The organism is Oryzophilus luti, from assembly GCF_059726245.1.
This window is the reverse complement of record NZ_AP040874.1, coordinates 1,984,302-1,997,294: the sequence shown is the minus strand read 5'-3', so window position 1 is coordinate 1,997,294 and position 12,993 is coordinate 1,984,302. Positions and strand designations below refer to the sequence as shown.

Sequence of the window (12,993 nt, the reverse complement as noted above, 5' to 3'; positions counted from 1 at the left end):
TTTACTCCGGGGGCATGTTCAAAGCGTCAATCTGTGAAGTTGGGCGTTGGCTACAAGTCCTGGCCATTCTTCGGAGTTGCGGGCGCGGCCTCGTTGCTTTCGTCCTCGGGAACGCTGTCGCCTTCTCCGGGTGCGAGGAACAGGTTTTGCTCCAGCCCATGCTGCCGCGTGTACAGGTCGTAGTAGCGTCCCTGCGCGGCGTAGAGCTGCTCGTGCGTGCCGCGCTCCAGGATGCGGCCGTCTTCGACGACCAAGATCTGGTCGGCGCGGCGGATGGTGGAGAGCCGGTGGGCGATGACAAACGTAGTGCGGTCCTTCATCAGGAAGCTGAGGCCGTGCTGAATCATCGCCTCGGATTCGGAGTCGAGGCTCGAGGTTGCTTCGTCGAGGATGAGAATACGCGGTTCGGCTAGGATGGCGCGTGCAATGGAAACGCGCTGGCGCTGTCCGCCGCTCAGTCGCACGCCACGCTCGCCGATGATGGTGTCGTACTTCTCGGGGAAGCGTTCGGCAAACTCGTCGACGCGTGCCAGCGCGCAGGCGTGCAGGAACTGCTCCTCGGTAGCGCCAGGGCGGGAGAACATCACGTTCTCGCGGATGGAGCCGTCGAAGAGGAATGAATCCTGCAACACCACACCAAGCTGCGTGCGGAAGCTGTCAAGCCGCACGTGCGCCAGGTCGTGTCCATCCACGAGCACGCGGCCCGTGGTCGGTTTGTGGAAGGCCGAGAGCAGCCCGATGATGGTGCTCTTGCCCGAGCCGGAAGGCCCGACCAGCGCGGTCACCGTGCCTGGAGGAGCCGTGAAGCTGACGTCGTGCAGCACCGGCTTCTCCTGCTCGTAGGCAAAGTTCACATGCTCGAACTCGACCTCTCCGTGAATGGTGGGCAGCGTCTCCGAACGCTCCGGGTCCTGATCCTCCCGCTTTTCGCGCAGCACTTCGGCGGTGCGCTCCAGTCCGGCAACGGCTTCGGTGATCTGCGTGCCCACGCCGACAACCTGCACCAGCGGCGCCACAAGGTAAACCATCAGGAAGGTGTAGCTGAGGTAGCCGCCGAGCGTGAGCTGTCCGGCAAGAATCTGACGCGAACCCACCAGCATGACGAACGCGCCGATGACGCCGATGATCATGGCCGACGACAGGCTCATCAGCGAGGTCGCCGTCAGCGAGCGGTAGACGTTATCCAGCAGCCGTCCCACGCCCTTGCTGAAGACCTCGTGCTCGCGGTCCTCCGCGTGGTAGCCCTTCACCACGCGCACGCCGCCGAGCGATTCGGTCAGCCGGCCGGTGACCTCCGCGTTGATCTTCGAGCGTTCGCGGAAGATGGGCCGGATGGTGCGGAAGGCCTTCTGCAGCACAAAGCCGCAGACCAGCACAAAGGCGAAGGCAACGCCGGTCATCTGTGGGCTGATCTGCAGCATGCGTCCGAGAGCGAGCACGGCGGTGAAGATGCCGCCGACAAAATCGATGAGGCCGGTGCCGACCAGATTGCGAACGCCTTCCACGTCGGTCATGATGCGCGAAACCAGCATGCCGGTTTTGTTCGTGTCGTAGTAATTGACGGGCAGGCGGCCCACGTGTTCCTGCACCCGCATGCGCAGCTCGGCAATCAGCTTCTGCGCGGCCTTGCTGAGCGTCTGCGTCAGCGCGAACGAGGTGAGGCCCTGTATGACGGTGGCCAGCAGCACCACGCCCACCAGCGGATAGAGCAGCTGCATCTGGCGCGGCGTGATGACGTTGTCGATGAGGAACTTGGTGGAGAGGGGCAGCACCAGACCGCTGACGCGGTTGATGACCATCAGCCCGAAGCCCAGGGCGAGCAGCCCCCGGCGCGGACTCAGCAGTTGCCAGATCTCAGGAAGCGCGCGGAAGTATTCGGGCTTGCGTCCGTCGGCGTAGGGTGCCGGCGAGTGCCTTACATGCATTCCTGCGGGACTATGGCGCAAGCTGTGTGTCTCCGGTGGTGCAGTGGTTATCAACCCGTGCGCCGCGGAAAGCGGCAAACGGCGGAAGCCCCACTCCCGCCGTCCCACATGGGTTCGCGCAATAGTGTACCGCGCTTACTGCATCTGGACGTGAATCTCCATGTCATGGCTGAGCTGGAACTGTGCCTTGCCGAAGCCGGGAGCCTTCACGGTGGCGTGCGGGTTGTTCGACATGCCCCACTGTTCGGTCGGCTTGCCAATCCAGTTCTTGTCGACCTTGTGGTTCAGGTTCACGTCGTGGCCCACAGAGAGGGCATAGTTGCCAGCGGCCAGTCCGGGGATGACGATCTTGACGGTGCCCGGATGCGCCGGGGTCACAACGTCTTTGAGCGCGGCAAAGCGGTCTTCCGGCCAGCCTTTGTCATTGTTGAAGACCAGCACGCCGACGTTACCGCCGTCCTTGTTCACGCCTTCCACAACTACGGTCAGGGTGATGCCCTCCGTGGCCTTGGGGCCTTCCGCCACGGCCGCCATGCAGCATGCGGCCAGCAAAGTGATACACGCGATCCAGTTGCGCAACGTGCGCCTCCTTCAATCTTGAGCAGTTGATGGTGTTGTGCGCCGCGTTGCCAGCCATGCAGACACGAAGGGAACTGGCAGACGAGGCTCTTCGCCGGACACCCCACTGGCGCACCGGGCAAATGTCGTACATACTCATAGTATTCGTGACCAAATGCAAGGGGTGATTTCATGAAACCTGGGGTGAAGTGGGCGGTAGGTGTAGTGTGCGCCGTGCTGAGCGTCTTCGCAGGGGTGCATGGATGGCAGGTAAGCAGCGGCGAGAAGGCGTTCTATCGCCTGGGCTGCTCCAATTGCCACCTGGCCGGAGGCGGGCCGAACCTGAGCCACGCCGCCAGCAAGTACAGCCGCGCGGAGATGGTCGAGTTCATACACGATCCGGAGCTGGTCTACAAAAAGCGCGGCAAAAAGCCGCTCAACTACGGCTACGTTGGCATGCACAAGGTGCAGGCCACGGACATGGAGATCAGCAATATCTCCACCTATATTCGTTCCATGTCGTACTAGCCCGGCACAAAGACAGTTTGCAAAGTGCAACGCCCCGGAGATTTCCGGGGCGTTCGTGTCTTAGCGCGCTGTCTGCAGAAGTTCGTTGAAACCTTTCGCAACCTCGCGGAACCTTCAGCAACTCTTCACTTCAGAATGATGTGAATCTCGCGATCCGACCCCAGATGAAACTTCGCCTGCTGGAAGGTCGGAGCCGAGAGCAGCACGCGCGGATTGTTCGACATCCCCCACTGCTCTTTCGGGATGCCCTTCCAGTCGCGGTCGAGCTTCTGATTGTTGTTCTCATCGTGGATGATGAGCACGCCATAGTCGGCCTCGGGCAGGTTGGGGATCTGTATGACGGTGCGTCCGGCGATGGCCTGCGTGGTGCCGCCGCGCAGTGCGAGTTTCAATGTGTCCGGCCAGCCGTTGGGTGAGTTGAACACCAGGTAGCCGATGTTGCCGACGTTGTTGCGCACTCCCTCCACCACGATGGTCAGGTGGTAGGTGCGGGCGGCCGTCAGGTTGCTGTCCTGGGCAGGGCCGTCAGCGGCACGCAGGCGCGGCGTGGTCAGCCCGCTGAACAGCAGCAGGAAGAGAGCGATCAGGCAACGGCGAAGATTCGGAACGCAAAGATCCGATTTGCGGCGGCCTCTGGAACAGGCGGGGCTTGCCGCCAGCAGGGAATAAGAAATCATGGCTTTCACACTATTGTTACACAAGCAGGAGAGGTGTCGCGAAAGGCGCATTTTTACTGAATGAACATTCATTCATAAATGAATCTTCATTCAGTCTGAACGATGCTTCAGAAATTTTAAAAAATGTGAAACTTGTTTGCCTGCAACGCATCCACATGCACTATCCTTAGGCGACCTCCCGGCGATGGCGGGCAAAAATGTGGGGCCGGTGCTTGCACGTTCCAGTCCTTGGGGAGATGGGAAAAACCTGTCTCGCCGCCAGTATGTCGCGCTTGAGTCGCCCGGATACAACACAACTTTTTTGAACGGAGCCCCTGATGCAGATGCGCCGCATCTCGATTTGTATCGTGCTGCTGTGCCTTTCGCTTGCTGCTGTTGCGCAGAGCAAGACTCAACCCTCGAACGACAAAGACTACGTTGGCCGCTACGACTTCTACAGCGGTTTCAGTTACCTGGCCACGCCCAAGATGAACCTTGTTCAGCGCGGCTGGGATGGCGAATTCGGTTACAACGTGAACCGCTGGCTGGTGATGGGCGTCGACTACAGCATCCAGACCGGCCACACGGCGCTGACTACTGCGGAGTTGACTCCGTCATTGCAGAGCGCGCTCAACGCCGATCTGGTGACTGCCATTACGGACCACATCGTGCCTGCTCCGCCCACGGGCTATGAGCTGCGCGTGCCGCTGAATGCCACCACGCAGACCTTCAGTCTTGGCCCGCAGGTGAACATTCGCGCCAAGAAGCTTGGCCGCGTCAGCCTGTTCGTGCGCCCGGCGCTGGGTGCCATCCACGAGACGGCCAAGGCCAAGCCGGTGCCGGCAACCACCGACCCCTACCAGACGCTGGTGGTGAGGGACCTCGAGGGGCGCGGCCTGCTGACCTCCGACGGCAGCAAGCATGACACCACCTACTTCTACGGCTTCGGTGGCGGCTTCAACGTGAAGGCCACCAAGCACACTGCCATCCGCTTCTCCTTCGACTTCGTGCATGTGTTCCTGTACGACGGCTTCCTGAAGGATTCGCGCAACAGCATGCGCTTCACCATCGGCCCGGCGTTCAGCTTCGGCAAGAACGTGAAGTAAGCGTTTCACACAGTCGTCAAGAGGGAGGCCGCCCGCAAAGAGCGGCCTTTTTCTTTTGTTCCAAGTCTTCATGCTTCGTGAGGAAGCTTGGAGTGAACGAACCGCTGCATGAAAGCTGCGGTTACAATGGCCGCCATGCGAATCCGCGCGTTTCTTGCACTCACAGTGTTGTTGCTTTCCTGTTCGGGCTTGTTCGGGCAATCGGGCGAAACAGCCGAAGTCATTGTTCGCCGTGCAGAGAACACCGCTGCCACACAGCACAAACAGGTGCTGCTCGTCTTTCACGCCACGTGGTGTTCCAAGTGCAAAATGCTGGATCGCTACCTGGCCCTGCCGGCAGTGCAGCCGATCATCGCGCGCTATTTTGTGGTCGAGCACTTGAACGCGATGGAAGAGGCCGGGCGATACCCGGAGCGCAACACGCCGGGTGCCAACGAGATGCTGGCAAAACTCGGCGGTACTGAGGGCGTGCCGTTCTTCCTGTTTCTCTCGGGCGATGGCAAGGTGATCGCGAACTCCATCGCACCCGGTTACGGCAGCACAGGCTTTCCGGAAGCTCCGCAGGAGATTGACTGGTTTATGAAGATGGTGGCCAAGGCCGCGCCTGCAATGCCAGCCACGGAAGCCCGCACTCTGGAACAGAAGCTCCGCCACTTCTACGATCGATAGGACAAACGGCCCACAAATAACTTGAGGCTGCCCCGAGTGAGGCAGCCTCTGTTGCTTTCGCGCTGATTTTCGTGTGCGGCGTTGGCTAGTCGCGCTTCGGTTCCTCGCGCAGGTGGCCTTCAAACTCCACGAAGGCCTTCTCCAGCTTCCACTGCTCGTGCGCCTTTTCGCTGGTGGCGAGGAAGGCCTTGCAGTTGGCGCTGGGTGTGCCTGCCGGGTTGCAGTCGTGTCCTAACGTGTATTTGTGCGCGTCACTGAACAGGCTGCCGCCGGGCAGGAAGGAATATTCGAGCGAATTGCGTGCCATGCGCTTCAGCGCCGGATAGTCGAGTTGCTGGTCGCGCACGGCGCGCATGTATTCCCGCGTCATCTCCGAACGCGAAACGCCCTCGTCGTCTGTGGCCAGCGCCACCGGCACGCCTGCCTTCAGGTAGGCGGCCAGCGGGTGCTGCTTGCCGTGCACGCCGAGGATGCCCTCGTTCGAGGTCAGGCAGACTTCCACAAGAATGCCCCGGCGGGCCATCATCGCCAGCAGCTCCTGCGGATCGTTTTCATACATTACGTCCACGCCGTGCCCGATGCGCTCGGCGTGACCGCGCTCAATCGATTCGCGTATGTGGAAGCGCAGGCCCTCCGGCGGAACGATGCCCGGAGCCAGTTCGCCGGCATGCAGCGTGACGTGCACCTGCGGATAAAGCTGCTTGAAGCTGTCGACCATCGCCATGTGGCGGTGGAAGTCGCGCATCGGCACCTGCCAATCCTCAGCCTGCACCATGTTGATGGCGACCACGCGGTGATCCTGCTTTGACAGTTCAAAGGCCAGCGCCATTTGCGCAAAGACCTGCTCGCGCGGGAAGGCCCGCAGCACCGGGTAGATGTAGCGGAACTTGACGCCGCAGCCTGCGTGACGTTTGGCCGGGCTGGCGGCCTGGCAGCCGAGCACCGTATCGCGCTCCGCCTCCCAGGCGTCAAGGTTCTTGCGGGCGTCGGCCACGGCCTTGTCGAGCCCGTTCTGCTCGAGCGCCGCGCGCATCATGGCAAAGTTGTCGGCCTCGGTCTTGCTGTCGTCCCATTTCAGGTGGGTGCCAAGCCCGATGGCTGCGCCATTGTCGGGCGAACTCATCAGTTCCACGTACTGCACGTGGCTGTCAGCGGCGTGCGTGGCCACCTCGGCGTAGACCCTGCCCATGTTGCCTTCGGCGGCGGCAAAGAACTTAAAGAACGTGTCAAAGAAGTGATCATGCCCGGCAAAACTGGCGCCCGGCATGCCGTTGCGTGGGGCGCCCCGCATGCTGAATTCATCAAGCATTTCGCGGTAGAGCACCGGATCCTTGAGCGCGTTGCTGGCCTCGGTCTGGCCCAAGAGGCACATCGGCTTGCTCAGTGCGAACGTGTGCTTGTCCACGCAGAGGCCGGCCTGGGCCGCCCACTGAATCCAGCTCTCGGCATACACCGAACCCACATCGTGGTTGTGCAGGTCGGCGCCCTTGGGCATCTCACGGAGGAAGGCATAGAGCGCTCCGTCGTGGTAGCGAGCCTGGTCAAAAACGTGGTCCGCGCGGGTCTCGGGTGGTTCCGGCGCCGGTTGCGGATGTGCAGCTACCTGCCCGGCAGCCGTTGCCGGGCGGGCGGGCGTCTCGCGGAAGGCGTGAACCTGCGCCATCGCGGAGGTGGCCGCAATGGCGGATAGCAACAACAAACTCTGGGCTGCAGTCCTGCAGCGCATGGGGCGTTCTCCTTATGCCGCATCAGGCGGCCATCGTTAAGGGAAGATAATCCAGATACTTTGATGATACGGCAGATGGAGGGCGGGCTGAAACGCTTTCTTGCCGATTGCGCCAAGGTGGGGGCGAGGTGCACCGGAAGCGGTGCGATGTTCTCACCCCGGCTCGGCCCCGCCGCAAGCACGGAGCCGCCTTCGGGCGCAACTTGAATCTTCCCGCAAATCCATCTACCATCCCTCTTTTGCTGCAAACATGAAGAGGAATCCCTCAGATATGTCCGATTTGAAGGTAATGTTCACCCGTGAAGAGATTGCCGCGCGCGTAGCCGAGCTGGGCGCGCAGATCAGCCGGGATTTTGCCGGGCAACCCGTCACGCTGATTGGCGTGCTCAAAGGCGCCGCCATTTTCCTGAGCGACCTTTCCCGCTCCATCACACTGGACGCCACGTTCGACTTCATCGCCGTCTCCAGTTACGGCAGTGAGAAGCAGAACAGCGGCGAAGTGAAGATGATGAAGGACGTGGATCACTCCATGGAGGGCAAGAACGTCATCCTGGTCGAGGACATTCTCGACACCGGCCTGACGCTGACCTACCTGACGCGCGTGCTCAACGCGCACCACCCCAAGTCGCTGAAGATCGCCGCGCTGCTCGACAAGGTTTCCCGCCGCGCCATGCCGATCAAGGCCGACTACGTGGGCTTCCAAATTCCCGACGAGTTTGTGGTCGGCTACGGCATGGATTACGCCGAGCGCTACCGCAACCTGCCGGATATCTGCATTGTTCCGTAAGTGATTGCCGGTGGAGCGGGCGCGCGGCGTCCGCTCCGGCCGAGCCTGCCTCCGCGGCGCGGTTGCGCGCGGAGCGCCATGCCAGGTGTTCATGACCAAGACCACTGTCATCCCCTCCTCCGCTGACCTGAAGAAGGACTGGCGCGAAGCCGCACGCCTGATTGACCACACGCTGTTGAAGCCGGAAGCCACCCGTGAGCAGGTCTCCAAGCTCTGCCACGAGGCGAAAACCTACGGCCTGTTCTCCGTGATGGTGAACCCCTCGAACATTGCGCAGTGCGCGGTGGAACTGCGCGGCACCAAGGTCGTCATCGGGACCGTCATCGGCTTCCCCCTGGGCGCCACCACCTCCACGGCCAAGCTCTCCGAGGCTGCCGACGCCATCAAACTGGGCGCGCGCGAACTCGACATGGTGCTGAACGTTGGAGCCCTGCGCAGCGGCAACCGCGACCTGGTGCAGACCGAGATGCGCTCGCTGGCCGTGCTCTGCCATCGCCACCACGCCAAGCTCAAGGTGATTCTTGAGACCTGCCTGCTCTCAACCGAGCAGAAGATTCTGGCCTGCCAGCTGGCGGCGGCCGCCAAGGTCGATTTTGTGAAGACCTCGACCGGCTTCTCCACGGCGGGCGCCACCGTCGCCGACATCTCGCTGATGCGCGGCGTGGTGGGCACCGAGATTGGTGTGAAGGCCGCCGGAGGCATCCGCACCGCAGCCGACCTGCTGGCCATGGTCGATGCCGGAGCCAATCGCATCGGCGCCAGCGCCAGCGTGGCCATCCTCCGCGAACTGGGCGCGCCGGAGCTTTCCTAGCCGCCTATGCGAGAACCCTGGCTCGACGTTCCACTGTCCGATTACGAGGCGCACATGAGCGACAACCGTCAGCTCGGTGCGCTCTCGCTGCTGTTTGCGCGGGCGTTGGAGCTGGCGCAGCCACCGTCCGTGGCCGTGCTGGGAGTGGCTGGCGGCAATGGGCTGGAGCATGTCGATCCGGGCGTGACGCAGCGCGTCTGCGGCGTCGACTTCAATCCCGAATATCTGCAGGCGGTTCGCACGCGCTTTGCCGCGTTACCGAACCTGGAGCTGATTGCCGCGAACCTGGCGGAACAGAAGCTCGCGGTTGAGCCATTCGCGCTGGTACACGCCGCGCTGATCTTCGAGCATGCGGGCACCGAACTGGCGCTGGAAAATGCGCTCTCGCTGGTCCTGCCGGGCGGCTGGTTCTCCGTGGTGCTGCAATGCCCGAGCACGACCACCTCGGCGGTGGCGGCAACCGCCCGTGCCTCCCTGCAGACTCTGGCGCAGGGCTTCCATTTTGTGGATCAGGGTGCGTTGTGCGTCCGGCTCAAGCAAGAAGGCTTTGCTCTGGTGGAGCACTCACTGACCTCGCTGCCCGAGGGTAAGTCTTTCTGGCAGGGTATTTTCCGCCACGATCCGGGGCGGGCGTAGGGCTCCAGACCCGCGTATTCTGCGGCTCCGGCGACGGAAGGACATTCCACTTCCCATCGTCACGGCCGTGGGTTAATCTCGAAGATGGTTGTTTGCGCAACCGCAACCATGGGGCCCATTTGTGCGGGCCCACCCAGGCACCCATGCTTTTCGTCGAACTCATCCGCAAAAAGCGCGACGGCCATGAACTGACGCGCAAGGAAATCGAGTACATCGTCTCCGCCTACACCGCCAACGAGGTGCCGGACTACCAGGTTTCGGCCTTCCTGATGGCTGCGCTCATTCGCGGCCTGTCGCGCGCGGAGACCGCCGCGCTGACCAACGCCATGCTCGAATCCGGGCAGGTGCTGGACTTCAGCGAGCTGCCCGCTCCGAAGGTCGACAAGCATTCGACCGGCGGCGTCGGCGATAAGACTTCGCTCATTCTTTCGCCGCTGGTGGCTGCCGCAGGCATTTATGTGCCCATGGTGAGCGGCCGCGGCCTGGGACACACCGGCGGCACGCTCGACAAGCTCGAGTCCATCCCCGGCTTCAGCGTCAACCGCTCGCTCGTGCAGTTCCGCCAGACCTTGTCTGCGATCGGCTGCGCCATGATCGGCCAGACCGCCGAACTGGCACCGGCCGATAAGAAGCTCTACGCCCTGCGCGACGTCACCGGCACGGTTGAAAGTCCGTACCTGATCTGCGCCAGCATCATGAGCAAGAAGCTCGCCGAAGGCATCGACGCCCTCGTGCTTGATGTCAAGACCGGCTCGGGCGCCTTCATGAAGGAGCAGAAGGCCGCGGAATTCCTGGCCAGCCTGATGGTGGAAACCGGCGAGCGCATGGGCAAGAAGGTTGTCGCGCTCATCACCAACATGGACCAGCCGCTGGGCAGCGCCGTGGGCAACGCGCTGGAGGTGGCCGAGTGCATCGCCATGATGAAGGGCGAGCGCAAAGGCTCGGAAGACCTCTGGGAGCTGACCATGGAATTGGCGGCCTGGATGATCAAGCTGGGTGGCAAGGCGGAGAACGTGAAGCAGGGACGCCTGCTGGCCGAGGAGTTGATGGCCAACGGCGCGGCCTTGGCGAAGTTCCGCGAGTTGATTGCGGCGCAGGGCGGCGATCCGGCGGTTTGCGACGATCCCGCGCGGCTGCCGCAGGCAAAGCACACGGTGGAGTTCACCGCCGAAGCCGACGGCTTTGTGCAGTCGATGGATTGCGAGCGCGTGGGCGTGGCGGGCGTGGTGCTGGGCGGCGGACGCTTCACCAAGGAAGATCCGGTGGATCCGGCGGTCGGCTTCGTGCTCCACAAGAAGGTGGGCGACCGCGTGGCGCGTGGCGAAAGCCTCTGCACCATCCACTACAACGAGGAAGACCGCATGAAGGAGGCGCGCCGCATGCTTGGCGAGGCCTACCGCATTGGCTCCGAGCCGGGCAAGCTGGCGCCGATGGTGCAGACGATTTTGCAGAGCAAGCCCGCGCAGCCGGGCAAACATTCCCTCTAAGGGGTTCTCATGGGGCGTTTCACAGGCGTTCTTGGATTGGTGATTCTGCTGGCGGGATGTTGGGCATTTTCCAACAATCGCAAGGCCATCCGTTGGCGCACCGTCGGTATCGGCGTGGCGTTGCAGATTCTGTTTGCCATCTTTGTTAACAAGGTTTGGTGGGGACAGGTCGGCATCCAGAAGGCGGGTGACGGCGCCAAGTGGCTGTTAAGCTGCTCGTTCGCCGGTTCGGAGTTCCTGTTCGGCGCGGCCGGTGCGCAGCACTCCTCGCTCGGCTTCATGTTCGCTTTTCAGGTGCTGCCGGCCATCATCTTCATCGCCGCCTTCTTCTCCATCCTGTACTACTTCGGCGTGATGCAACTTTTGATTCGCGGCGCGGCCTGGATCATGGAGAAAGCCATGGGCGCCAGCGGCGCGGAGTCGCTCAACGTGGCGGCCAGCATCGTGATGGGCCAGACCGAAGCACCGCTCACCATCCGTCCGTTCCTGGCGCGCATGACGCAGTCGGAACTGATGGTGGTGATGACCGCCGGCATGGCGCACGTCTCCGGCAGCATCATGGCCGCATACATTGCCACCGGCGTCGAGGCCAAGCATATTCTCGCGGCCGTCATCATGACCGCGCCTGGCACGCTGACGGTGGCCAAGATGCTTGTGCCTGAGACCGAAGTGCCCGAGACGGCCAACGGCGCCAAGATCCCCGAGGACCCCGACAAGGCGTCCAACGTGCTGGAAGCCGCGGCCAAGGGGACCAGCGACGGCCTGCACCTGGCGCTGAACGTGGGCGCCATGCTCATCTCGTTCCTTGCCATCATCTATCTCATCAACGCCATTTTTGGAGCCGTGCATCCGGGCCTGAGCCTGCAGAAGATCTTCGGCTATGCCTTTGCGCCGGTGGCATTCATCATCGGCGTGCCGTGGCATGACTGCATCAATGTCGGCGGCCTGCTGGGCACGCGCATGGTGATGAACGAATTGGTGGCGTTCAGCAACCTTGGCGCGATGAAGGCCTTGCTCGACCCGCGCTCGTACACCATTGCGACCTTTGCGCTGTGCGGCTTTGCCAACTTCAGCTCCATCGGCATTCAGATCGGCGGACTGGGCGCGCTGGCGCCGTCGCGCCGTGGCGACCTTGCCCGCATCGGCTTCAAGGCCATGCTGGCCGGAACCGTGGCCAACCTGATGTCCGCCTGCATTGTGGGAGTGCTGTTATGAGCAATGCGCAGGATGTTGTGAAAGACGTGACGCTCGATGAATTCACGCGCGCCGAGGCCGCTGCCGCCCATGTGCGCGCGCGCCTGAAGGGAACCGCCGTTGAGAACCCGCAGATTGCGGTGGTGCTCGGCTCAGGGCTGGGTGATTTTGCCGACAGCCTCGCCGACGCGGTGAAGATTCCCTACGGCGAGATTCCGCACTTTCCGCAGTCGACCGCCGTCGGCCATGCCGGACGCATGGTGATTGGCAAGCTTGGTGGCGTGACGGTGCTGGCCATGCAGGGCCGCGTGCATCAGTACGAAGGCTACACGGCCAAGCAGGCGGCCTTCCCGGCGCGCGTCTTCGCCCGCCTCGGGCTGAAGTCGATCATCCTGACCAACGCCGCCGGTGGCATTAACGCAGCCTATGGACAGGGCGCGCTCGTGCTGCTGAGCGACCACATCAACCTGCAGGGCGCCAATCCGCTGACGGGGCCGAACGACGAACGCTTCGGGCCGCGTTTCCCGGATATGACCGAGGCCTACAGCCGCGAGCTGCGCGAGATGGCCAGGACTGCGGCGCGCGAGCAGGGCTTTGAACTTTACGAAGGCGTCTATGCCGCCCTCTCCGGGCCGAGCTATGAGACGCCTGCCGAAATCCGCTACCTGCGCACCATCGGCGCCGACCTGGTCGGCATGTCGACGGTGCCGGAGGTGATTGCGGCGCGGCATTCGGGCATTGAGGTCATGGCGATCTCATGCGTGACCAACATGGCCGCTGGACTCAGCGACACGGTGATCAACCACGAGGAAGTGCTTGAAACCGGTCTGCGAGTGCGCGGAAAATTCCTGGCGTTGCTGGGCGCGGTGATTCCGCGCATGGCGGCGCGTAGACCGTAGGAGAACGGAAA

The 12,993-nt window shown here is 62.6% G+C and carries 13 protein-coding genes; 9 read left to right on the top strand and 4 right to left on the bottom strand.

All coding sequences use genetic code 11. The annotated features are described in order from the left end of the window. Positions 1 to 50 precede the first annotated feature (50 nt). Entirely contained in the window at positions 51 to 1,925 is a 1,875-nt protein-coding gene (locus AC6IZO_RS08575) for an ABC transporter ATP-binding protein (protein ID WP_497804368.1), read from the bottom strand. A 135-nt stretch (positions 1,926 to 2,060) separates the two neighbouring features. Then, a complete protein-coding gene (locus AC6IZO_RS08570) occupies positions 2,061 to 2,504 on the bottom strand; it encodes a DUF2141 domain-containing protein (RefSeq protein WP_497804367.1) in 444 nt (147 codons plus the stop codon). Between the two features lie 171 nt (positions 2,505 to 2,675). Here AC6IZO_RS08570 and AC6IZO_RS08565 point away from each other — a divergent pair, with 171 nt between their 5' ends. Next, the gene (locus AC6IZO_RS08565) at positions 2,676 to 3,011 is read left to right on the top strand and encodes a c-type cytochrome (RefSeq protein WP_497804366.1); all 336 of its coding nucleotides are present in this window, start codon (positions 2,676 to 2,678) and stop codon (positions 3,009 to 3,011) included. Positions 3,012 to 3,136: 125 nt separating this feature from the next. On the opposite strand, the gene AC6IZO_RS08560 is transcribed toward AC6IZO_RS08565, so the two are convergent. Next, complete coding sequence (locus AC6IZO_RS08560; protein ID WP_497804365.1) at positions 3,137 to 3,688, bottom strand: DUF2141 domain-containing protein; 552 nt, start codon at positions 3,686 to 3,688, stop codon at positions 3,137 to 3,139. Between the two features lie 317 nt (positions 3,689 to 4,005). Here AC6IZO_RS08560 and AC6IZO_RS08555 point away from each other — a divergent pair, with 317 nt between their 5' ends. Both AC6IZO_RS08555 and AC6IZO_RS08550 read left to right on the top strand, forming a co-directional pair. Continuing rightward, positions 4,006 to 4,773, top strand: a complete 768-nt coding sequence (locus AC6IZO_RS08555) for a hypothetical protein (protein ID WP_497804364.1) — start codon at positions 4,006 to 4,008, stop codon at positions 4,771 to 4,773. Between the two features lie 108 nt (positions 4,774 to 4,881). Then, positions 4,882 to 5,442, top strand: coding sequence for a thioredoxin fold domain-containing protein (locus AC6IZO_RS08550; RefSeq protein WP_497804363.1), 561 nt, complete (start codon positions 4,882 to 4,884; stop codon positions 5,440 to 5,442). Positions 5,443 to 5,527: 85 nt separating this feature from the next. Here AC6IZO_RS08550 and AC6IZO_RS08545 read toward each other — a convergent pair whose 3' ends face one another. Then, positions 5,528 to 7,168, bottom strand: a complete 1,641-nt coding sequence (locus AC6IZO_RS08545; protein ID WP_497804362.1) for an adenosine deaminase family protein — start codon at positions 7,166 to 7,168, stop codon at positions 5,528 to 5,530. A 271-nt stretch (positions 7,169 to 7,439) separates the two neighbouring features. Between AC6IZO_RS08545 and hpt the strand changes: the two genes are divergently transcribed. The 6 genes from hpt (at position 7,440) to AC6IZO_RS08515 (ending at position 12,982) form a co-directional block, all read left to right on the top strand. Next, a complete protein-coding gene (hpt, locus tag AC6IZO_RS08540; RefSeq protein WP_497804360.1) occupies positions 7,440 to 7,955 on the top strand; it encodes a hypoxanthine phosphoribosyltransferase in 516 nt (171 codons plus the stop codon). A gap of 91 nt (positions 7,956 to 8,046) precedes the next feature. Beyond that, positions 8,047 to 8,766: a deoxyribose-phosphate aldolase gene (gene deoC, locus AC6IZO_RS08535; protein WP_497804359.1), complete on the top strand. Its 720-nt coding sequence runs from the start codon at positions 8,047 to 8,049 to the stop codon at positions 8,764 to 8,766. A 6-nt stretch (positions 8,767 to 8,772) separates the two neighbouring features. Then, the gene (locus tag AC6IZO_RS08530; RefSeq protein WP_497804358.1) at positions 8,773 to 9,402 is read left to right on the top strand and encodes a class I SAM-dependent methyltransferase; all 630 of its coding nucleotides are present in this window, start codon (positions 8,773 to 8,775) and stop codon (positions 9,400 to 9,402) included. Positions 9,403 to 9,545: 143 nt separating this feature from the next. Further along, positions 9,546 to 10,889: a thymidine phosphorylase gene (locus AC6IZO_RS08525; protein ID WP_497804357.1), complete on the top strand. Its 1,344-nt coding sequence runs from the start codon at positions 9,546 to 9,548 to the stop codon at positions 10,887 to 10,889. A gap of 9 nt (positions 10,890 to 10,898) precedes the next feature. Further along, a complete protein-coding gene (locus tag AC6IZO_RS08520) occupies positions 10,899 to 12,104 on the top strand; it encodes a NupC/NupG family nucleoside CNT transporter (protein ID WP_497804356.1) in 1,206 nt (401 codons plus the stop codon). Then, a complete protein-coding gene (locus AC6IZO_RS08515; RefSeq protein ID WP_497804355.1) occupies positions 12,101 to 12,982 on the top strand; it encodes a purine-nucleoside phosphorylase in 882 nt (293 codons plus the stop codon). Before AC6IZO_RS08520 ends, AC6IZO_RS08515 begins: the two co-directional genes overlap by 4 nt. Positions 12,983 to 12,993 lie beyond the last annotated feature (11 nt).